Consider the following 21,568-nt stretch of genomic DNA (forward strand, 5'->3'; position numbering starts at 1 on the left):
TTTTCCTTAAATCAAATCAGATATACTTGCAGATCATATTGCAAGGGTCGTGCCAACTTAATATCCAAATCCTGCTATAATTTTGCTGTTATGATACTCATCTCCGGTGGAACCGGGTTTATCGGTAATATTCTGATCAGGCACCTTTCAGATAACGGCTATCCAATTAAACTCCTGATTCGTCCTTCAGATCACTCACCAAACCTACCCAAGGGCTTGCCCGTGGAGGTGACGGTGGCGAGTCTGCAGGATGAGAGGGGGCTTCGAGCAGCTATGAAAGGCGTTGATATTGTCTACCACCTCGCCAGCGCTGAATCGCATGGTCGTCTGGCCCGGCTGGATGATGTTGATATCAAAGGCACCCTGGCGATTACCCGGGCTGCCAAACAGGCAAAGGTGGACCGTCTCATTTATCTCAGTCACCTCGGCGCTGATCGGGCGTCAGCATTTCCCTTATTAAAAGCAAAAGGGATTGCGGAACATTTTATCCGTCAATCCGGCACACCCTATACCATTTTCCGTTCTGCTGTTGCATACGGTGAAGGCGATCATTTCACCAATAACCTGGCGGCGTTACTGAAACGTTCGCCAGGCGTTGCCCTTTTGCCGGGCGGTGGGCTAACACAACTTCAGCCAATCTGGGTGGAAGATCTGGCAACTGTGCTCTCATGGACGCTTGACATGGAGGGTACGATTGATGAGACCATTGAGATTGGCGGCCCGGAGTATCTGACTTTTCTTGAAATCTGTAAATTGGTCTCTGCGGCAATTGGCATTAAACGTTATTATTTATCAACATCGCAGGTTGTCCTAAATATTGTTACTGAATCACTGGAGATTTTAGCGCCTGCTTTTCCAACCTCAGTATTTTGGTTGGATTATCTGGCAGCAAACCGAACAAGCAGTCTTGACACTTTACCAACCCGTTTTGACTTATTACCTGCAAAGATGAGCCAGCGGTTAGGATACCTGAAAGGGAAGGATTTCCGTCCGAGAGCATTCAAAAAGTGGCATCCTTACCCAAAAATTTCTCAACGAAAGAAGACATCAAATTAATGGGATTAAAAGCTGTTACTGTCCACGCTCATTTTTACCAACCCCCAAGAGAAGACCCCTTATCCGGATTGATTCCCGATGAGACCGGCGCCGAACCCTTTCGAAATTGGAATGAGCGGATCCTCTCTGAATGCTATAAACCCAATGCGGAACTGGGGAATTATGCAAAGTTAAGTTTCAATTTTGGCCCGACCATTCTTAACTGGATGGAAGGTTATGATCCAGGGACTTATTTTGCGATTATTGAGCAGGAACGGGATAACTTCCTGAAATATGGTGTCGGCAATGGCATGGCCCAGGCCTATAATCATACGATTTTGCCGCTGGCTAAAACAAGGGATAAAACGACCCAAATCAAATGGGGCATAGCTGATTTTACCCACCGTTTTGGTCATCAGCCGATGGGCATGTGGCTGCCTGAGACGGCTGTGGATATGGAAACTTTGACCATTTTGGCCGACAATGGCATCCAATACACCATTTTAGCCCCCTGGCAGGTCAAAGGTTTGAGCAACCCATTCACGAATGATTGTTATTATGTGCAATTGCCGGGAAATCTTGAACCAATGATTGTCTTTTTATATGACCAAGGTCTTAGTACCTCGGTCAGTTTTATGAATGAAGCCACTCGCAACGCTGATTACTTCGTTGACCACTGGATCAATCCCACATTTTCAAATGTCAATCTGGATGGCGATCGCATGCTCCTGATCGCTTCAGATGGGGAGCTCTATGGCCATCATAAGACCTTCCGCGAGAAATTCCTGGCGCATATGCTCAACGGTGCCCTACACAGCCGTGAATATGAGATCACTTATCCCGGATTATGGCTGCAGACGCATAAACCAACACAGACAGTTGAGTTGATTGAGAATACATCCTGGAGCTGCCATCATGGGGTGGAACGCTGGCGCACCGAGTGTGGCTGCACCCCTGGTGCAACCTGGAAAGCCCCGCTGCGCCTCGGTATGGAAAAGCTGGCGGATGAGATCGACCAGGCCTATGCGGATTTTCTGACTCCTTTGACAAAACATGTCTGGGATTTGCGTGATGAATACATCAAGGTGCTTTTAGGGGAGATCAGTCTGAGCGAATTGTTCCTTAAATATATACCGGAAACGCTGGCACCTGAAACCGCAGCGAAAGTTGGGATGCTCCTGGCTGCCCAATATGAACGCCAAAGGATGTTCACCTCCTGCGGCTGGTTCTTTGAGCATTTCCACCGCATTGAACCGCAGAACAACATCGCCTATGCGGCCCAGGCAGTTTGGTTGACTAAAAAAGCCACCGGTATCAATCTGAAGACTACTGCGATGGATGCCTTCAAGCAAGTAAAAGATGTGCGGACCGGATTGCGCGGAGATACCGTCTTCGCGGAACGCTATAACCGATCCAAGGATTTTTCAGAGAGCGCTGTCTCCTATTTCAACCCTTCCAGCAGCTTTTCCACCTGATAATCGGAGTCTTTTTCGGCTTCCAGGATCGTCTGCACTAAGGTGTAGGCGGTAAAGAGATTCTCAACGGCTTCCGTTAGGCTCAGATCAGGTTTTGAGACCTGATCGATCAATCCGATGGTCATCATCCACCACATCATCGATTCAAAAGCTTCCTTGTTAAACCACAGGACGTCCCGATGCCGATTGACACCCAGGAAGGAACGGACCTCCTGGCTGCCCAGCCATTTTTCCATCAAACCGGCGGCTGTTTCACCTTCGAGATGCGTTGTCCATTCCTGCTGACTGACCAGTAATTTGAGAATGGAGACGGCACTGTGCGCCTGACCGGCATCGAAGCCCATCTCCTGCAGGGTCTGATCGACATGGCGAGCGAGCCCCCATTCGTCCAGCCAGCTGCGGCTGATCTCAGTGTATGAGCCTTCGGGGGTGATGATCCGACCTAACAGCCTCAAATCATTCCACACCACTAAAACAGTCCAGATGAATGAATAATCCACGAGGTTATTTTGCACATATTCAACAATTTCGGAATATTGTTTTGACCCCGGGAAGGGATAGCGGGTCTCGAAAATGCGTAATTTGAGGATGCTTTCCAGTCCGGCCTGCATTTCCTGAATGATGGCTTCGGTGTTTTGTTGTCCGTTGACAAAGCCGTTGACCGACTGAATGAGGTAACGGAATTTCTCAGACTGCACGTGCAGGACTTCGGGGTTGAGTTTGATTGTGGGATCGGTCACCCTGGCAGTGAAGATATCATGCAGGTTTTGAGCGTTGATCAGCTCCCGGATGGGATTGAGCACCGGAGCGAGCATTAATTCCCGGATGGCTTCATTGATACTGGGTACACCCCGGCCATTGAGGTAATTGGTAAGCTGGCGATATTGCCCTTCACCATTGTCCTCAACCTCATGGAAATCAATCAGCACCTGATAAGCATAGGCATCGAGCTCAAAATAGAGGCCTTTATCACGAATTTCTTCTGTGGAGCGGATGTATTCCAGTCCGGAATGGATATCCCTGAAGATCACAAACCGGTTAGGCGCCGCGTTGATTCTCAAGCCCTCAGCCAGCGGTTTGGATTCGATCTGATCGTTTCCCTTGTTCAGGTAACCCGCGGACCATTTGACCCATCCCCGAGTGCTGCCAAAGTGGTTATGGTAAACGACCAGCCCTCTCTGTCCGCCTGTGCCGTTGGAATAGGCAAAGACATTCTCGTCTACACGGCCTTCACCGGAATAGAAGTCATAGAGCAGGAAGTTTTCCACCCCAGCAAAAATCATCCGATGTCGGAGGATTGGGAAGATGTCGTGTTCATGGCGTTGGATCAGGTAATTATCCGGATCTTCTTCCCAATAGGGCCGGTAATATTCCATGCCATATTTTTCCGAATAACCTTCAATCTGCCCATGCCCAAACATAGGGAGGCCGGGCATCGTTGCCATTAAGGTGCAGATGCCAAAATACTTGTCACCTTTACCAAACTGCTCAACCGCGGTCTTTTCATCGGGATTATTCATGAAATTGACATAGCGCTTGAGGATTTGGGGGTCAAACTCAAGTGTATTTTTGATCAGCTGACGATATTTAGCATTTTCCTCGTTTCGCAGCATGTTCATAAAAGCGCTGTTATAGACCCGATGCATCCCCAGAGTCCGGACAAAGTAGCCTTCCATTAACCAGAACGCCTCAGCCAACAGCAAGGTATCAGGGACTTCGCTTGCCACCCGTTCAACGACTTCCCGCCAGAATTCCACTGGGAACACTTCGTCAAATTGCGCTTTGGTCATGCTGTGGTCTGACCGGCTGGGAATGGCGCCGCCCGTTCCCGGGGAGGGGAACCAGAGGCGCTGGTAATGCTTCTTGGCCAGGGTCATGGCGGCATCAAAACGGATGATGGGGAACTTACGGGCCACATGCAGAATGGTTTGGATAACGGCTTCCCGGACATCCTCCCGTAGGTAGTTCAATTGGGCAGTGTCATTCCAGGGCATGCTGGTGCCATCGTTACCGTGGAAGATGTAACGGGTATCCCCGCTCCAACGGTCCACACGCTTGAAGACGACGGCAGCGTCGGTGCGGTCATAATAATGGTCTTCAATATAAATGCCAACATGGTCATCCGGGCTGAGGTCTTGGCCGTTGAAGCTGTAGGATGGGAAGGGGCTGTAGGGTAAGGACAGGAACCAATCCGGGTGCTGGAGCACCCAGTCTGAATCGATGCCCATATGGTTGGGCACCATATCACTCGCCAGCCGAATGCCTCGCTGCCAGGCGCGTTCCCGCAGGCGCTGATAGGCTTCATCACCACCCAGAGCGTCGGCAATGGCGTAGTTACGGAGGGAGTAGGCTGAGGCGACTGCTTCCGGATTACCGCAAAGCTGCTTGATCTCACGGGAGGCTTCACTGCGCTCCCACAGGCCGATCAGCCAGAGCCCATTGAACCCCCAACTGGCCAGCTTATCCAGTTCATCGTCGGGAATCTGGTCAAGCCGGGTGATTTCCCTATGATATTCTTCTGAGAGCTGGTAAAGCCAGACATAGGTATTCTTGGCGATCATCACCGTCCGTGGCATCCAGTCGCTATCGGGAGAGAAATTCTCTTCATCGATCATGGCTGACTGGTCATAGCTGGGCACCAGGGTGGGACCGGGACCGCTGAAAATGGCCTTTTCCTCTTCATGGATCAGGTCCAGCGAATTGAGCAGGCGATATAGGTAATCTCCCAGTAGGGAGCCCCAATGCTTGCGGATATATTCCAACTGACCAGAGAGTGAATTCGGCACGGCAACCGCAGGGGCACGCAGCATGGCGAGCAGGTCCTGCTGATCCGGTCCGAAATCGGGCTGGTCTTTGAAGAATAACTGCAGGCTTTCCATCACCTGCCGGTAGATGGTGGCCTGAGAGAGTTGGGTATCATCAAATAATTCTGAGAAGGAGGAGACCGCCGGATTCTGGTTGGTGACCCATAACATGATGATCTCTTCAAGGGTGATGAGCTTATGTGAGACACCTTCGGTCGTACCGGCGAGATATTCTTCGACGGGTTGATCCTTTTTGTAGACAGCGCTGGGTGGGAATTCTTCCGTGAAACGGGTCAGCATCAGGTTGACCTGTTTTTCTCCCAATGTATCCGTCAGATCATCCAGTGCATTCGTCAGAACCTTTGAATCAATCTGTTTCCGGTAGAGGGCAAAGACCATATGGAGGATTTCGTCAACCAGACCAATGGCATTGATCTCACCTGCGCGAACAGCGCGTTCAGGGTAATTTGCGAGGTCACGTTTCTGATTGATCTTTTGCGTAAAAGTGCGCGCAGCCAGAAAATCTGCAAAAACCACATTTCCATCCGTGGCAAACAAGGTCTGATCAAAACCAAATTTTTCACGTGCCAGTCTGGAAACATGGAATTCATACATAAGTTGTTCCTCCTTGAAGAATATGGATACCGTGAATTATACACTTGGAAGTACCCTAAAAAAAAGACCACCTCTGCTGAGGTGGTTTTTGTGGTCTAATTCTCCCTTTTCAGGATATGGGTCACAATATTGGAACCGCTGCCGCCGATATTCTGGGCCATGCCGAATTCAGGATCGGGCACCTGCGTGCTGATGGCCTGACCGCGCAGCTGTTGGACCACTTCGACGATCTGATACATCCCGGTCGCGCCCACCGGATGCCCTCGGGCCTTGAGACCACCGCGGGTGGCAACGGGGATTTTGCCGTTCACTTTTATTTCGCCTTCCTTTGCCAAGACTGGCCCCTTGCCGGATTCAGCAAAGCCATTGGCCTCCAGTGAGAGGGCGGCCATGATGGTGAAAGCGTCGTGATATTCAAAGACATCAATATCCTCAGGTTTGATCCCAGCCTGGGCATAGGCCGCTTTGGAGGATCTCTCTGCTGCGGAAAGCCAGAGGGGTTGGGCACGGTCATGGACTGAAATGCTGTCCGTGGCTGCTGAGGAACCTGCAATCACGATTCGAGGCATGTTGGGCGCCAGCATTTCGACTGGCACCAGGATGGCGGCTGCCGCGCCATCCCCAATGGGGGAGGCGTCCATCAGGTTAATGGGATCGCAGATCATGGTTGACTTGATGAATTGTTCTTCGGTGATCGGCTTTTGGAATCGGGCATATGGGTTATGAGCAGCGTTGGCATGTGCGTTGATCGCGAATTCCGCAAAATCAATTCCCTGCCAGCCATATTCATGCATGTAACGCTTCATAATCAGCGCGTTGAGGGCTACAAACGAGAGCCCGTGGTCCACTTCCCAATCCGCATCGGCCGCGGTTGCCAGTGCACCGGTTATCTCATTGCTGGGTGAATCCGTCATTTTTTCCACGCCGACGGCCAGCGTAATATCCGATTGTCCTGAGGCAACGGCCAGGTAGGCCATTCGGAAAGCGGCGCTGCCGGAGCTACAGGCTGATTCGATCTTGACCGCATCTGTAAATCGCTGACCGATCCAATCCGCGACCATTGACCCCAGCTGACCTTGTTGGTTGGCAACCCCAGACATCATGTTGCCGACATAGATGCTTTCGATCTGAGCGACTTGAGCTTCCGCCTTGGCTTCCAGGGCAGCTTCGCCGGCCAGTTCGCGTAATGATTTATCCCAATGTTCATCGACCCTGGTTTGGCCGATGCCAATTACCGCAACATCTCGCATGGATGAGTGTCCTTTCATTTCAATTCATTCTGATTATATCGGACAACGCTATCAAGACCTATCAATTCACCCGGAATCGGCGTAAAGTATAATTATTGGGTGCTTTTCAACGTTAATGAGAATGGGAGATTATTTGTGAAACGGCGCAGCGTCTATTTGGGATTAATTGGCATTGTCGTCTTATTGAGCGGTTGTTATCGGACCGCGAACCTGACCCCTGCGCCTTTATTACCGACAACGTATGCCCAAATTCTCCAGACATTGACCCCTGGAACAGATGACCAAATCACCAATACCACACCGGAACCTGAACCTCAGGTTGAAACCCTCTGGATCCATCCAGGCATACCAGAATCTTGTCTGGCCGGGCTGGACTTGGCCGGTCTGACTCTGATGGAAACGGCAGATGAGGCGGATTTACGGATCAATACACTGCAGATAGCCGAAGGAGTCCCTTCAGGCACGATTTGGACTTATGTCTTGGCAGCACCTTTCTACACGATCACTGATGGCCTCAGTCTGGCAAGCCTGAGATCAATCTGGCAGGGTCAGGCGTTGGCCGGATTTGAAAAAGTCGTTGTAACTGAAAGAACTTCTCAAGCGATGGCATTGCTGTTGGGTGAGCCCAGTACAACGACGGTTGAGATTGTGGATTCGGAAACTCTTCAATCGCTCGCAATCAGCGATGACCCATTACTCACGATTCTGCCCTTTGAAGATCTGAGTCCTATCTGGAAGGTCTTGCGGGTGGATGGAATTTCGCCCATTGATTCGGATTATTCGCCTGAAACTTATGCCCTTTCGCTCATTTTTGCACTTGAAAGCTCAATTGAACATAGTATGGCCTTGCCACCGGGCAACTATCACCCAGACAAGCGTACAGTGCTGGTGATGACCGGCGTGACGGCGCTGACCCGGGCTACGGCTTATATGATGGAAATCAATGGCAACACCTTCCCCGGCACGGACATTCAGCAATGGATGACCTCGGCAGACCTGACTCACATCAGCAACGAGGTGCCTTTTGCCGCCAATTGCCCCTCACCGAATCCCAATCAGGAGAATCTGATCTTTTGTTCCTCGACGGATCGAATTGATCTGCTGGAATATGTGGGTACGGACATTATCGAGCTGACCGGCAACCATATGCTGGATTATGGGGTTGCGGCAATGAACCTGACCATCGAGATGTATGAGGAACGGGGGTGGACTTATTACGCCGGCGGCTGGGACCTGACGGACGCTCAAACGGCCCGAAAGATCACCCATAATGGCAATAACCTGGCTTTCATCGGCTGTAATCCGGTTGGACCGACCAGCGACTTTGCCACCGCCTCCCAGCCGGGTTCTGCACCTTGTGGGGATTATGGCTGGATATTGGAAGCTATCGCAGAGGTGCGGGCTGAGGGGTATTTACCGATCGTCACCCTCCAATATGCCGAGGATTACACCGCTGTACCGAGTGCGAAGATGATTGCTGATTTCAAAGCCCTGGCTGATGCGGGGGCGGTGGTTGTCAACGGGAGCCAGGCCCACACACCCAAGGTGATGACCTTTTATAACGATGCCTTCCTGCATTATGGTTTAGGAAATCTCTTCTTCGACCAAATGAATGTCTATTACGGCGAAACTTATATGCCAAACACCCGGGATGAGTTCATTGACAGGCTGGTGTTTTATGATAATGAACTTATCAGTGTGGAACTGCTGACTGCTGAGCTGGAAGATTATGCCCGTCCTCGGCCAATGACCACGGCTGAACGGCAAGCATTCCTGGATCGTATTTTCAATGCCGCACAGGGTTATTTGGAGTAAATATGCAAAGGATATATGACATTTCGCTGCCCATCACCCCGGAAATGGCTGTCTGGCCGGGTGATCCAGAGGTAACCCTCCGGCGGGTAAATTCTCTCGATAAGGGTGATTCATCGAATGTGACCCAACTTCGCATGAGCGTGCACACCGGAACGCACATTGACGCCCCGCTGCACTTTTTAAAGGATGGCAAGAGCATTGGGGAAATATCCTTACAAAAGCTAATCGGTAAAGCCCTTGTCATGGAAATGGGGGAGTTGGTGGACGTCATCACCCAATCCGTGCTTGAGCAGCATCCCCAAATTGAACTGTTGAAGACAATCTCAAAGGTATTACTCAAAACACGCAACTCGGCCCACCTGGATTCCTGGGGGAGAGCATTTCATGAGGATTATGTTGCCCTGGATTCGTCGGGTGCGGGGTATCTAGCCCAGTTCGATTTGAACCTCATCGGCGTGGATTACCTCTCCGTGGCGGCCTATCACGATACTCACATTCCGCATAAACTCCTGTTGGAAAGAGAAATTGTCCTTCTGGAGGGGATCACCCTCGCTCAGGTTACAGCCGGCATTTATGATCTTTACTGCCTGCCTATGAATTTAGAGGAATGCGAAGGTGCACCAGCGCGGGCAATTTTGATCTCGGAATAATTAAGTTTGGAACAATTAAATCCATTCCACCGTCATATGGTTATGAACGGAATGAATTTATGGAGGAAAATATGAAGAAACTACTTGTTGGTGCGGTCCTGATGACGCTGCTCTTTTCTGCAGGATGTACCGCCATTTCACCCACCGAAAAACCCACTGATGAAACGGAGAGCGTTGTGCCCTCAGAGCCCGGCATGCAAATGAGCAGTATTGGACGGGTTATTGCGCCGGAAGTCACCGACGCCCAGATGCAGGCTCTGGCCGGTGATAATACGGCTTTTGCCCTGGATTTCTATAATCAGATCCGCAGCGGAGATGGGAATATCATCTATTCGCCATTCAGCATTTCTGTGGCCTTGGCAATGACGATGGCCGGGGCAGAAGGTGACACCGAAACAGCAATGATGGATGCGCTCAGGACGAGCCTCCCAGCCGATATGGTTTTTCCAGCCTATGATGCACTCTTGCTTGCTATTGAAAGTTCAGAAGAAAGCGCTAGCGAAGATATGGCAGGGAGCCCCTTCACCTTGAATATTGCCAATTCCATTTGGGGACAATCAGGTTATGCCTTCAAAGAGCCATTCCTAAACACCCTGGGACAATATTTCGGCGCTGGGGTCTACACCGTGGACTACGTGCAAGCCCCCGAAGCCGCCCGACAGGCCATCAACGGCTGGGTGGAGGATGAGACCATGGATAAGATCAAGGACCTCATTCCTGAAGGCGCGATTGATCAGATGACACGGCTTGTGTTGGCAAACGCCATTTATTTCAAAGGTTCCTGGTACTATCCCTTTATTGAGGGAGCGACCGCCCCTGCAGAGTTCAATCTGCTGGATGGCTCTCAAACGGAAGTTGATATGATGTCCCTCACAGGGGAGCATCTGATGTATGCCAGAGGGAATGGGTACCAGGTGGTTCAACTGCCGTATATGAGTTCGGATTTCGTGATGACGATCATTGTTCCGGATCAAGGTAATTTCGAAGCCTTTGAAGCCGGTTTGACGGCAGATTCCTATGCCGAACTGACCCGGGGGCTGGAATATAAGCTGGTTGATCTGCAGATGCCCAAGTATGATTTTGAAACAAGTCTCAATGTGAACGATGTCCTGATTGCCTTAGGGATGGGTGAGGCATTTGACCCGGGATTGGCTGATTTCTCTGGAATGACGGATGAGGACCGCCTTTTCATCTCCGATGTATTGCACAAAGCGACCATTACCGTAGATGAAAATGGGACTGAAGCCGCCGCTGCGACAGCGGTGATCATGAAACTAACAGCTGCTATGCCTGAGGATGCCCTCTCACTGGTGCTGGATCATCCTTTCCTGTTCTTTATTGAACATCAGCCTACAGGATCGATCCTCTTTATGGGACGGGTCGTAGAACCCAAATAAAATCGAATAATAACCATAAAAGAGTTCCTGATGAAGGAACTCTTTTGATTTAAGGGAAAGATTCGGCTGCTAAAGCTGTATAATTATTCTAAACCACCCTAGGATGGAATAGCTATCAGGTGCTCTATGGATAACAATGAGAAATATCGACTGAACGAAATGAACCTGCAGGCCTACCGCCTGATGTTCATCCCGCTGGAAGCCATTTTGTTGGTTATTGGGATTCTCATTCAGGACCAGCCGCGTTTCTTATTCATCTTTTTTATGACCTTCGGCTTATATTCCATCTGGGGACTGTGGTTTCCGATCGTCCGTTCCCGCCAGCGAGTGGTGGACTATTTCAAATTTCAATCCCTTGCCAAACACGTCTCGGAAGATCTGCCCGATCTCGAATCCTATGTCCATGACAAAGATGTACGCCGTCAGGTCAATGAGGAATTGGGAATCAGCGCTAATTGGCGCAAGACCCGCAGGAAGCTTGATTTCATCCTGCCTGTCTTGTATACCCTGTCGTGGATTTTCTTGTTTATCTACAAAATCTAATTATTTGTCACCAGAAGCAGATTAATTTACTATTTCCGGCATCGTGATCAAGTGGTAAGCAAGGGTCTCCAGGTCTCGGGCTTTCTTTGAGCTGCCCAATTGTTCAACGATCTCCTGGAAGTGGCTGCGGATGATCTCGCTCTCACCGATGTAGGAGAATAGGTCCACTTCACCGGAAAGAATATCACTTAATCCCATCTTTTCGTATAGTTCACTGACTAGGCCATAACTCCATTGCTCGGAAATCTTCAACTCATCCGCCAGGTCCCGCCGGCCAAGGCTGAAAATGAAGGCGAAACGGGCTACTTCAGCCTCATGTTCGGTGAAGCCGGGCAGATGTTTGCGTCCATCCAACACCAGCTTGTTATCAGATAGGGGAATGTTCATTTGAGTGGCTAGCCGGTAAGTAGAGGGGGTAAACACGATCGAACCATCGTAGGCAAAGGTGATCACCCAGCTCAGAGAGTAACCTACTTCATGCTTGAGAACATAACCACACACCCGTGGATCACTGATCTGACGGATGATCCGCGATTCAGGTTGGATACCTGTGAGTAGGATTTTTGCATTGGATTTGGCTTCATTCAGTGATTCGCATATTTCATCGATAGTAAATTCCTGACCAAAGAGATCAACATCAATAATTAGCAGGTCAAAGGGTTGGTAGGCTTTGCCCAAATATTCACATAGTTCGATTCTGGTAGTGAATTCAGAAACTAAACGAGTGCGCCAGTCCCGAACCATTAAAAGTGCCATCCAGTTTCGTGAAAAAACGTCGTCTTCCAATATTGTTACAAGAATATCTTTATTCATCGGATTTTATTTATTTCTCTAATTCGGAAGTGCAATAGGGGCAGCGGGAGGCCTTGATATCAATGGATTTCATGCAGAAGGGGCATTCCTTCTCAGTGGGTTCTGCCTTGGCTTCGGCTTCAGCCTTAGCAACTTTGGCTTTTACGGTTTGAAGTCCCTTGACCATCAGGAAAATGACAAAGGCCAGGATCAGGAAGCTGATCACATCGGTCACAAACTGACCATAATTGAAGGTTACAGCGCCGGCATCTTTTGCCATCTGCAAGGTCGCATCAGCGGGGAGGGCGGTTTGGCCCTGTTTGAGTACAACAAAAAGGTCCTGAAAATCAACATTGCCAATCAGTAAGCCTAAGGGCGGCATAAGCAGGTTGTTTACCACTGAATTGACGATGGCGCTGAATGCGGAGCCAATGATGATCCCAATGGCGAGGTCCATGACATCGCCTCGGGCAACAAAATCGCGAAAATCTGTTAATAATTTCTTCATTGTATTTAACGTCCTCATCGAGCATAATATTGACTGTTTGATTTTCTGATTATAATATGAATTAATCCATAGTATTATTCGTCGATTTATTGGCACAAAGATGAAAGCATGAGGCAAAAATGAAGAGAGTTGCTGTACTAACCAGTGGAGGCGATGCGCCAGGAATGAACGCCGCTATCCGTTCAGTTATCCGTTGCGGTGTGGCTAAAGGTTGGATGATGTATGGTGTTAAAAATGGATATTCGGGACTGATCTCAGGGAATATCCGAGAAATGGGCACCCGTGATGTTGGCGGCATCCTCCAAAAGGGTGGTACTATCCTAGGTTCAGCCCGCTGTCTTGAATTCAAAACTGAGGAAGGTCGTCTCAAAGGGATTCGTGCCCTGCGGCAAATGGGCATTGACGCCCTGGTTGTAATTGGTGGGAATGGTTCCCAAACCGGTAATTATCATATTCATAAATTAGGATTCCCAACGGTTGGTATTGCATCCACGATTGATAATGACCTTTATGGGACTGAAATCACCATTGGCGTGGATACGGCATTGAATATTGCTCTCGAAGCGATTGACAGACTGAAAACAACTGCTACTTCTCACCAACGTGCGTTTTTGGTTGAGGTGATGGGCCGAGACTGTGGCTATCTTGCGTTGATGGCAGGCATTGCGGGTGGTGCTGAATATATCCTGCTGCCTGAGGTCGAAACAGACCCCGAGGAAGTTGCGGAGACATTACGACTGGCTTATGAGCATGGTAAAGAACATGCGATCATTGTGGTTGCTGAAGGAGCCAAATATAATGCAACAGCATTGATCGATTACTTTGACCAGCATCAGGATCGATTGGGTTTCAAAATCCGTGAGACCATCTTGGGACATGTCCAACGCGGCGGTGAACCCAGTGCGTATGATCGTATCCTGGCCAGCAAGTTCGGTGATGGTGCCATTGAAGCCATTGACCGGGGTGAATTTGGTGTTCTGGTTGGGCAGAACAAAAATGAAATAACCACCGTTTCATTGGAAGAGGTGGTTTCTCATAAGAAAGAAATTTCGATGGATTTGGTCCGTCTGTCGAGGATCCTGGATTAGTTCCTAGTCCACTTTACGGAGAAAAGCCTCGATAAAGGAGTCGAGATCACCATCCAAGACGGCTGAAGTGTCACCCATTTCAAAGTCCGTCCGATGATCTTTTACCAATTGATAGGGGTGGAGGACATAGGACCGGATTTGGGAACCCCATTCCGCCTTGGTGTATTCACCTCTTAGCTCGGAGAGTTTCTCTTCCTGGGCTTCCTGTTTGATCTCAAGTAAACGCGCTTTCAAAACACGAAGCGCGTTTTCTCTATTTTGGACCTGTGAGCGCTCATTCTGGCAGGTGACGACCAAGCCGGTGGGGATATGGGTCAGTCGAACCGCTGTAGCGTTCTTCTGCACGTTCTGACCGCCCGCGCCGGAAGATTTGTATACATCAATCTTGATGTCCTCGGCAGGAACATTGATTTCGTTGGTGTCCGCCATTTCAGGCAGCACCTCAACCAGGGCAAAGGAGGTGTGCCGGCGGTGGGCTGCGTCAAAGGGGGAGAGCCGTACTAACCGATGAACGCCTTTTTCAGGGCGCAAATAGCCATAGGCCAGCGGCCCGGTAACGGCAATTGTGACGCTCTTGATGCCAGCTTCTTCACCATCGGTCCGGTCAAGTATTTCAGCCTTGTAGCCGCGCCGCTCCGTCCAGCGGAGGTACATCCGTTCCAGCATGGCCGCCCAATCCTGGGAATCAGTCCCACCCGCGCCGGCGTGGATAGCCAGCAGGGCGTTACCGCGGTCATACTTGCCGGAGAGCAGGGTGTTCAATTCGAGGTGGTCAATTTCACCCTCGATGCTGGTGACTTCTTCGGCTAGCTCTTCCAGCATGGACTCCTCTGCGATTTCCAGCAGTTCGAGTGTATCTTCGGTTCGTTTTTTTAAGGCTTCGTAAGCGGTGATTTCGTTACGCAGATCCGATTGGCGGATCATGATCTTTTGAGCGTGCTCCCGGTTATCCCACAGGTTAGGGTTCTGGGCTTCTTTTTCCAGTCGGATCAGCTCATCTTTTTTATTCGCGAGGTCAAAGATGCTCCTGAAGGTTCAGCAGTTTTTGATATGCCTCATTGAGACGGGTATCCAATTCAGTAGCCATAATGTCCTCCAAATAATTAATTCGCGATAATACCATCGACAAACGCTTCGGGATCGAAACGTCGTAAGTCGTCAATACCTTCACCCAGGCCGGCATAGAGGATCGGTAGCCCTAATTGGGCTTTGATCGCAAAGGCCATACCACCTTTGGCGGATGAATCCAATTTAGCCAGGATGACGCCATCAAGTGTGACAGCCTCCTGGAAGGCTTTTGCCTGCTGCAGGGCGTTTTGACCCGTAGTAGCATCTAAAACCAGCCAGGTGGCGTGTGGAGCGCCCTCAAGGGCTTTCCCGCTGACCCGATAGACCTTCTTGATCTCTTCCATCAAATTGTATTTCGTATGCAGGCGGCCTGCTGTGTCAATAATCACCACATCCTTCTTGCGAGATATCGCCGAGGTGATGCCATCAAATGCCGCGGCGCCAGGATCTCCACCCGGCTGACCGGCCACCATGGGCACATCGACGCGTTCGGCCCAGACCTTCAGTTGGTCAATGGCTGCTGCACGGTAGGTATCTGCTGCCACCAGAAGCAAGGATTTGCCCTCCTCCTGGTAGAGATGCGCAAGTTTGGCCGCTGAGGTCGTTTTGCCTGAGCCATTCACACCCACTAGAATGATGACTGTGGGGTGCTTGGAGAAATCGGGAAAAACGGGCTCTGCCAAACGCTCAAGCAATTCATCCTTCAGAGCCTGCAGGACTTCATCGTTCCGGGTTAAGCCCTGTTCCTTAACGGCTAATCTGACCGCCTGGATCACGGAATCTGTTGTCTCAAAGCCCATGTCGGCCTGAAGCAGCAAGGCTTCCAGTTCATCCCAGGTGTCGTCGTTCAGCTCTGAGGTGCCCAGGAAATTAGCGATCCGTCCAAAGGTGACTTTGCGGGTCTTTTCGAGGCCCTTTTTCCATTTGTTGAAGATGTTTTCTGTCATAACGGCTTGATTATAACATGCAGAGATTCAAGAACCATTCTCTACTTCCGAGGCCAGTTGGCCGCAGCCGGCAGAGATTTCGATCCCACGCCTCATTCTGACTGTGACGGGGATGCTATGGTTTTCGAGTACATGGGCAAAGGTGCTGACCTGGTTTGACCGGGTGCCTTCCTTCTGGAAACCACGGGTTGGATTCAGTGGGATCAGGTTGACATGACAGATCATCCCCCGGATGGCTTGCGCCAGCGCTTCCGCATCTTCGGTGGAGTCATTAACGCCATCAATCAACGCATATTCAAAGGTGATCCTCCGACTGGTCTTGTTGACATAATACCGGCAGGCTTTTAATAGGTCTGAGACAGTAAATTTCTTGCTGACCGGTATCATGGATGCCCGCAGGTCATTATTAACACTGTGCAGGCTGATTGCCAGATTGTATTGCGTATTCAAATCCGCAAAGGCTATGATCTTGGGGATCAAGCCTACCGTGCTGAGGGTGATCCGTCGCGCACCGAGGCCAAATGCCCCCGGGTCGTTCAGCCGGTTGAGCGCTTCCATGACATTGTCAAAGTTATGGAAAGGTTCACCCATTCCCATCATCACGATATTGGTGACCAGGTCACCGGTTTGGGCCAGGAGGCGGGCGTAGTAGAGCACCTGAGCGATGATCTCACCGCTGGAAAGGTTGCGCCGGAAGCCCATTTGACCGGTGGCACAGAAGGTACAGCCCATACCGCAGCCGGATTGTGAGCTGATGCAAAGCGTGCGGCGTTCGTCATAATACATCAGCACGGCTTCAATGTACTGCCCATCCCGCAGCTTGAAGAGTGTTTTAACGGTCTGCTTATCCGCGGACTCAATCGTCTGGATAGGGTCCAGCGCAATGAAGTCAAAGGCCTCGGAAATCTCTTCGCGTAAGCCTTTGGATAAGGTGCTGATCTCATCGGGATGATTGATGAATTTCTTGTAGATCGCTGTCCAGACCTGTTTTGCGCGGTAGGTAGGCTGTTTTTGTTGGGCGAACCAGCCTGTTAAAGCTTCCTCGCTGAGGTCATAGATCAGTTGTTTTTGTTCTGTCATTAGAAAACCAATTCTGATAGGTCATTTAAAATAATGTCGGGCGGGGTGGTCATTTGTTGGGTCTGTTCCAGCGTGGAGGCCCCGGAAAGGACAAACGCTGAGCGGATACCCGCGGCCTGGGCACCGAGGATATCAGTCTCCAGACGGTCACCGACACCAAGAGTTTCCTCAGGTTGGAGACCTAATCTACGCAGGGCCATTTGGTAGAGCAGAGGTTCCGGCTTGCCGATGATTTTGGCTTTGTGGCCTGAGGCGACTTCAATTGCGGCAATCACAGTGCCGGCACCAGGGATCAATCCTTCAGCCGAGGGATAGGTCACGTCCGGATTTGTGCCGATGAACTCACAACCGCCTCTGACAAGTAATTCGGCATTCTTGATCTTTTCATAGGTCAAGCTGGTGTCCATAGCAGCAACAACTACCTGAATCTCATCGCTGCGCTCTGTGAAAACCGTCAGTCCGGCATCTTCCAGAATTTTGACCAGGCTGGGCGTGCCCACCGCATAAACGTTGCAGCCTTCGGGATATTTTTCCGCCAGATGGATCGCCGTTGCCTGAGCTGCTGAGATCACTTGCCAATCTTCGAGTTCGACCCCAAAGCGGCGAATCTTAGAGAAGAATTCATCCACGGTTTTGGTGCCATTGTTGGTGGCCAGAATAACTTTGAGGCCCTGATCGTTGAATGCCTGGAAAATCGCCGGAAGGTCACCGATTGGTTCTGTGTCCTTCCAGAGGACGCCGTCCATATCGAGGATCAGACCTTTGATATTTGGCAGGTGATCTGAAATCATGCATACTCCTTGTAAAAAATGCCGGATGTCAAAAATGGCAATCCGGCATTTAATTAACTTTGTTTGGGATTATTTTACCGGCGCTTCAAGCACCTTATCTACCAGACCATATTCAACCGCCTGTTGAGCGCTCATATAAAAGTCGCGTTCGGTGTCTCGGATGATGGTCTCAATTTCCTGACCGGTTGCATCGGAAAGGATCTCGTTGAGGCGTTCTTTGATCCGCAGGATCTCTTTGGCCTGGATTTCAATATCCGAAGCCTGACCCTGAGCACCACCCAACGGCTGATGCATATGGATGGTTGCGTGAGGCAGGGCATAGCGCTGACCCTTTTCACCCGCAGCCAATAGGACGGTGCCAAAGCTGGCGGCCACACCAACAGCGACGGTACTGATCTTGTTGGGGATCATGCGCATCGTGTCATAGATCGCCATGCCGGCATAAACCTGTCCACCGGGGGAGTTGATGTACATCTGAATACCGCTCTCGGGGTCTTCCCGGCTCAGGTAAAGCAGCTGTGCAACGACCAAGTTCGCAACCTGGTCATCAATGGGGGAGCCTAAAAACACAATCCGGTTCTTGAGCAGCAGGGAGTAAATATCATAAGCGCGTTCTCCCCGACCGGAATTTTCTACAACCATCGGGACAACTGAGGATAAATCGTTGTTGAACATTTTCATTCCTTCCTTAGTTTTCCTTTTATTTTGGCTTGCCTTTATCTGAATAGTATAAGAATTTTACGCTTCAGATTCTTCAGTTTCTTCGGCTTCAACCACTTCTTCAGCCTCGTCAGCAGTTTCGGCGACAGCTTCTTCTGCCGCTTCTTCTTCAACTGCGGCCTCTTCAGTTTCCTCAGCTTCGGCTTCAACTTCTGTCTCTTCGGGGATAGGCTGGCCGGTGGCAAGCAGTTTCAGGCGTTCCTGCAGCTGGGCATTAATGGTTCGCTGCATGCCTTCCATACTGATTGCACGGGAGAATTCTTCCTTGCCCATTTCTTTTTGCATTTCTTCGGCATTACCTGAATAGAAGATCTCTGTCATGACCTGATTGAGCTGGTCCTTGAACTTTTTCTCATCAAGTTTCAGTTCCTCAGCGGCAATCAGGGCATCCACCAGCAAGGAGCGCTCCAGCCGTTCCTTTGCAACAGGCAGGACCTCTTCTTCCATGAATTTTTCTTCATCCATCTCACGAAGCTTGAGATAAGTCTCGAATTCAAGGTTCTGCTTAGCCAGACGGGATTTGATGTCCTCGAGGACATGTTCCTGCTCGTGCTCCAGCATCTGGGGCGGGTAGATCATTTTGGTCTGTTTGGCGATATCATCTAACAAGCCGTTGAAATATTCATCGTCATATTTTTCCTGATGATCCTGCCGCAGCTGCTCTTCAACGGAAGCGCGGAATGCATCTGTGCTGTCATAGTTACCCAGGGTTTGAACGAATTCTTCATCAAATTCAGGCAGTTCAAGTTCTTTCACTGATTGAATGTCAACTGTGAAAACGGCCTTCTTGCCGCTGTAATCCTTGTTTTTGAAGTTCTTAGGATAAGTCTTCTGAATGGTTTTGGTCTCACCGGCGCTAACACCTACCAGTTTGGCAGCAAAACCGGGGAAAGGCCACTCGCTATCCGATTTTTCGCCCTTGGCAGGGATAACGACCTGCTGGGGAGTCTTGTCGGTGATGGTGGCATCTTCATCTTCGGGAACATCTTCAAAACGACCGCTCAGATTGAAATAGACCAGGTTGCCTTCTTCGGCGGGATGTTCAGCAGGAATGATGGTCGCAGCATTGCGGCGTAAATTAGTGATGAAATCATCCACCTTGCTGAGGTCAAATTCTTCTAATTCATAGGGTTTGCGAACCTCGCGGTATTCACCGAGGTCAATATCAGGTTCCAGGGGAACTGTGAAGACCATTTTGGGCGGGTCGTAGCTTTCAACCTTATCCAAGCTGCCTGGAGCGGAGGGTTCAATATCGGCTTCTTCCAGGAATTTGCCATAATCATCATCCAAAAGGATGTCAATGGCTTCCTGCAGGATGGCAGCTTCGCCGTAACGGTTCACGATTACTTCATAAGGGGCTTTCCCGGGGCGGAAACCTGGAATTTTGGTGTCCTTAGAGATTTTCCGTGCTGCCCGGCGCTTGAAGCCCTCGAATTCTTTTTCGGTGTATTCAACGGTGAGTTCGGCCTGTCGATCGTCTAAAATTTTCTTTTCGATTTTCAAAGTAAAGTCCTTTTATGCTCTGTTTTTCTATTTTCTCCTGCTATCAGGAGGGATAATGACTTAGCTTCATTATAACTTGATAAATAAATTGACAACTTGCGGATTTTACCACAAAGGTTTTCAAAATACACCTATTAACCCATATTATGTTCTTCGTCCAGGCGCTAAATGAGGATAATAACAATGCTGAGATGAAATTATCCCTTTTTCATTGGAAATAATTGAACATTATTAATTATATAATGGAGGAAACAAGCTGGTCCATCCATAAGGCATAAGGAGATGGTGATGAAAACTGGAAAATATATAGGTGTCTTAACTGCTGGTGGTGACAGTCCAGGACTAAATGCTGCATTGCGCGGCATTGGAAAGGCCGGATTGGGTCAGTACGACATGAAATTGATTGGCTTCCTGGATGGGTTCAGGGGGCTGATGCAAAACCGCACCATTCGCCTGGATGAAAAGCAGCTTTCCGGCATTCTCACGCAGGGCGGCACGATCCTTGGAACGAGCCGTGATAAGCCACATAAGATGCCGGTCGGTGGGGAGTTCCTGGATATGACGGACGCTATGATGGATACTTATGAACGCCATCACCTGGACGCATTGGTCTGTTTGGGTGGCGGCGGCACGCAGAAAAGTGCCCTGCGACTAAAAAAGAAGGGCATGAACGTTATCACGCTGCCCAAGACGATTGATAATGACGTGGCTATGACGGATGTGACCTTTGGCTTCGATACCGCGTTGGGCATCGCCACGGAGGCAATTGACCGGCTTCACAGCACAGCCCACAGCCATCACCGGATTATTCTGGTTGAAATTATGGGGCATAACACCGGCTGGCTGGCACTGGGGGCTGGGGTGGCAGGTGGGGCAGACGTGATCTTGATCCCTGAAATACCCTACAGCGATGAGAAGATCGCTGAAGCCATCCTGCAGCGAAGCCGCGGCGGCAAACGGTTCAGCATTGTTGCCGTATCTGAAGGGGCTATGTCCGTGGAAACCGCGGCCCGTTTGAAAAAGGTCCAGGAAAAGCTGGATAAAGCTGAAAACAATGAAGACAAGGAAGCAGAAAAGGAAAAACTAAGTGAAATCGAAGCCGAAAGGGCTGACAGCACGGTAAAGCTGACCCAACGGCTGGAGCAACTGACCGGTCTGGAATCCAGGGTGACCATCCTAGGCTACCTGCAGCGGGGTGGGGCGCCATCGGCTGCGGATAGACTACTTGCGACCCGATTGGGAACTGCCTGCGCCCAGATGCTGAATGAGGAAAAATATGGCGTGATGGTTGCTGCCCGGGGAGCCGGGGTGAAACCCGTTCCGTTGGAGGAAGTGGCCGGAAAACGCAAGGTGATTCCTGTAGATCATCCCTGGCTGGATAGCGCCCGTGCTGTGGGCACTTGTCTGGGTGATTGAGTTCAAAATACTGGATTAAATAATTAAGAGACCCAGGTTATTTCTCGGGTCTCTTTTGATAATTATGGTCT

The 21,568-nt window shown here is 50.1% G+C and carries 18 protein-coding genes; 8 read left to right on the forward strand and 10 right to left on the reverse strand.

From position 1 onward, the window contains the following. Positions 1-90: 90 nt before the first annotated feature. Complete coding sequence (locus tag JR338_03315; protein QRN83799.1) at positions 91-1,056, forward strand: NAD(P)H-binding protein; 966 nt, start codon at positions 91-93, stop codon at positions 1,054-1,056. Beyond that, positions 1,056-2,510 (forward strand): DUF3536 domain-containing protein, encoded by a 1,455-nt coding sequence (locus tag JR338_03320; GenBank protein ID QRN83800.1) that lies wholly within the window; start codon positions 1,056-1,058, stop codon positions 2,508-2,510. The genes JR338_03315 and JR338_03320 overlap by 1 nt, the downstream gene beginning before the upstream one ends. Here JR338_03320 and JR338_03325 read toward each other — a convergent pair. Next, positions 2,477-5,929 (reverse strand): alpha-amylase, encoded by a 3,453-nt coding sequence (locus JR338_03325; GenBank protein ID QRN83801.1) that lies wholly within the window; start codon positions 5,927-5,929, stop codon positions 2,477-2,479. The genes JR338_03320 and JR338_03325 overlap by 34 nt on opposite strands. Positions 5,930-6,024: 95 nt before the next feature. Further along, entirely contained in the window at positions 6,025-7,179 is a 1,155-nt protein-coding gene (locus JR338_03330; protein QRN84341.1) for a thiolase domain-containing protein, read from the reverse strand. 135 nt (positions 7,180-7,314) lie between these two features. Between JR338_03330 and JR338_03335 the strand changes: the two genes are divergently transcribed. The 4 genes from JR338_03335 to JR338_03350 all read left to right on the forward strand — a co-directional run bounded on the left by JR338_03335 (position 7,315) and on the right by JR338_03350 (position 11,584). Next, positions 7,315-8,994, forward strand: a complete 1,680-nt coding sequence (locus JR338_03335; GenBank protein ID QRN83802.1) for a CapA family protein — start codon at positions 7,315-7,317, stop codon at positions 8,992-8,994. Between the two features lie 2 nt (positions 8,995-8,996). Beyond that, a complete protein-coding gene (locus JR338_03340) occupies positions 8,997-9,644 on the forward strand; it encodes a cyclase family protein (protein QRN83803.1) in 648 nt (215 codons plus the stop codon). A gap of 71 nt (positions 9,645-9,715) precedes the next feature. Next, on the forward strand, positions 9,716-11,041 hold the full coding sequence (locus tag JR338_03345; protein QRN83804.1) for a serpin family protein: 1,326 nt from the start codon (positions 9,716-9,718) through the stop codon (positions 11,039-11,041). 126 nt (positions 11,042-11,167) lie between these two features. Beyond that, a complete protein-coding gene (locus tag JR338_03350; protein QRN83805.1) occupies positions 11,168-11,584 on the forward strand; it encodes a hypothetical protein in 417 nt (138 codons plus the stop codon). Positions 11,585-11,605: 21 nt separating this feature from the next. On the opposite strand, the gene JR338_03355 is transcribed toward JR338_03350, so the two are convergent. Further along, entirely contained in the window at positions 11,606-12,397 is a 792-nt protein-coding gene (locus tag JR338_03355; GenBank protein ID QRN83806.1) for a response regulator transcription factor, read from the reverse strand. Positions 12,398-12,407: 10 nt separating this feature from the next. After that, on the reverse strand, positions 12,408-12,884 hold the full coding sequence (mscL, locus tag JR338_03360; protein ID QRN83807.1) for a large conductance mechanosensitive channel protein MscL: 477 nt from the start codon (positions 12,882-12,884) through the stop codon (positions 12,408-12,410). Positions 12,885-13,003: 119 nt separating this feature from the next. On the opposite strand from mscL, the gene pfkA reads away from it, so the two are divergent. Continuing rightward, the gene (gene pfkA, locus JR338_03365; protein ID QRN83808.1) at positions 13,004-13,972 is read left to right on the forward strand and encodes a 6-phosphofructokinase; all 969 of its coding nucleotides are present in this window, start codon (positions 13,004-13,006) and stop codon (positions 13,970-13,972) included. Positions 13,973-13,975: 3 nt separating this feature from the next. Here pfkA and prfB read toward each other — a convergent pair whose 3' ends face one another. The 6 genes from prfB to tig all read right to left on the reverse strand — a co-directional run bounded on the left by prfB (position 13,976) and on the right by tig (position 20,081). Further along, positions 13,976-14,995 (reverse strand): peptide chain release factor 2, encoded by a 1,020-nt coding sequence (gene prfB / locus JR338_03370; protein ID QRN84342.1) that lies wholly within the window; start codon positions 14,993-14,995, stop codon positions 13,976-13,978. Positions 14,996-15,075: 80 nt separating this feature from the next. Next, a complete protein-coding gene (gene ftsY, locus JR338_03375; GenBank protein QRN83809.1) occupies positions 15,076-15,987 on the reverse strand; it encodes a signal recognition particle-docking protein FtsY in 912 nt (303 codons plus the stop codon). Positions 15,988-16,014: 27 nt separating this feature from the next. Beyond that, positions 16,015-17,067 (reverse strand): 23S rRNA (adenine(2503)-C(2))-methyltransferase RlmN, encoded by a 1,053-nt coding sequence (gene rlmN / locus JR338_03380; protein ID QRN83810.1) that lies wholly within the window; start codon positions 17,065-17,067, stop codon positions 16,015-16,017. Continuing rightward, positions 17,067-17,858 carry an HAD-IIA family hydrolase gene (locus tag JR338_03385; GenBank protein QRN83811.1) on the reverse strand — a complete coding sequence of 264 codons (792 nt, stop codon included), beginning with the start codon at positions 17,856-17,858 and terminating at the stop codon, positions 17,067-17,069. The genes rlmN and JR338_03385 overlap by 1 nt, the downstream gene beginning before the upstream one ends. Before the next feature lie 69 nt (positions 17,859-17,927). Beyond that, positions 17,928-18,533, reverse strand: coding sequence for an ATP-dependent Clp protease proteolytic subunit (locus tag JR338_03390; protein ID QRN83812.1), 606 nt, complete (start codon positions 18,531-18,533; stop codon positions 17,928-17,930). A gap of 63 nt (positions 18,534-18,596) precedes the next feature. Continuing rightward, on the reverse strand, positions 18,597-20,081 hold the full coding sequence (gene tig / locus JR338_03395) for a trigger factor (protein QRN83813.1): 1,485 nt from the start codon (positions 20,079-20,081) through the stop codon (positions 18,597-18,599). A gap of 288 nt (positions 20,082-20,369) precedes the next feature. Between tig and JR338_03400 the strand changes: the two genes are divergently transcribed. Beyond that, the gene (locus tag JR338_03400) at positions 20,370-21,497 is read left to right on the forward strand and encodes an ATP-dependent 6-phosphofructokinase (protein QRN83814.1); all 1,128 of its coding nucleotides are present in this window, start codon (positions 20,370-20,372) and stop codon (positions 21,495-21,497) included. Positions 21,498-21,568: the final 71 nt, after the last annotated feature.

It is taken from the genome of Chloroflexota bacterium, from assembly GCA_016887485.1.
In the GTDB taxonomy this organism is placed as follows: Bacteria; Chloroflexota; Anaerolineae; order Anaerolineales; family Anaerolineaceae; genus Brevifilum.

Excerpts from the sequence above, each read along its gene's own strand:
- JR338_03315 (QRN83799.1), top strand. The coding sequence starts at position 91 with ATGATACTCATCTCCGGTGGAACCGGGTTTATCGGTAATATTCTGATC.
- JR338_03320 (QRN83800.1), top strand. The coding sequence starts at position 1,056 with ATGGGATTAAAAGCTGTTACTGTCCACGCTCATTTTTACCAACCCCCA.
- JR338_03325 (QRN83801.1), bottom strand. The coding sequence starts at position 5,929 with ATGTATGAATTCCATGTTTCCAGACTGGCACGTGAAAAATTTGGTTTT.
- JR338_03330 (QRN84341.1), bottom strand. The coding sequence starts at position 7,179 with ATGCGAGATGTTGCGGTAATTGGCATCGGCCAAACCAGGGTCGATGAA.
- JR338_03340 (QRN83803.1), top strand. The coding sequence starts at position 8,997 with ATGCAAAGGATATATGACATTTCGCTGCCCATCACCCCGGAAATGGCT.
- JR338_03345 (QRN83804.1), top strand. The coding sequence starts at position 9,716 with ATGAAGAAACTACTTGTTGGTGCGGTCCTGATGACGCTGCTCTTTTCT.
- JR338_03350 (QRN83805.1), top strand. The coding sequence starts at position 11,168 with ATGGATAACAATGAGAAATATCGACTGAACGAAATGAACCTGCAGGCC.
- JR338_03355 (QRN83806.1), bottom strand. The coding sequence starts at position 12,397 with ATGAATAAAGATATTCTTGTAACAATATTGGAAGACGACGTTTTTTCA.
- mscL (QRN83807.1), bottom strand. The coding sequence starts at position 12,884 with ATGAAGAAATTATTAACAGATTTTCGCGATTTTGTTGCCCGAGGCGAT.
- pfkA (QRN83808.1), top strand. The coding sequence starts at position 13,004 with ATGAAGAGAGTTGCTGTACTAACCAGTGGAGGCGATGCGCCAGGAATG.
- ftsY (QRN83809.1), bottom strand. The coding sequence starts at position 15,987 with ATGACAGAAAACATCTTCAACAAATGGAAAAAGGGCCTCGAAAAGACC.
- rlmN (QRN83810.1), bottom strand. The coding sequence starts at position 17,067 with ATGACAGAACAAAAACAACTGATCTATGACCTCAGCGAGGAAGCTTTA.
- JR338_03385 (QRN83811.1), bottom strand. The coding sequence starts at position 17,858 with ATGATTTCAGATCACCTGCCAAATATCAAAGGTCTGATCCTCGATATG.
- JR338_03390 (QRN83812.1), bottom strand. The coding sequence starts at position 18,533 with ATGTTCAACAACGATTTATCCTCAGTTGTCCCGATGGTTGTAGAAAAT.
- JR338_03400 (QRN83814.1), top strand. The coding sequence starts at position 20,370 with ATGAAAACTGGAAAATATATAGGTGTCTTAACTGCTGGTGGTGACAGT.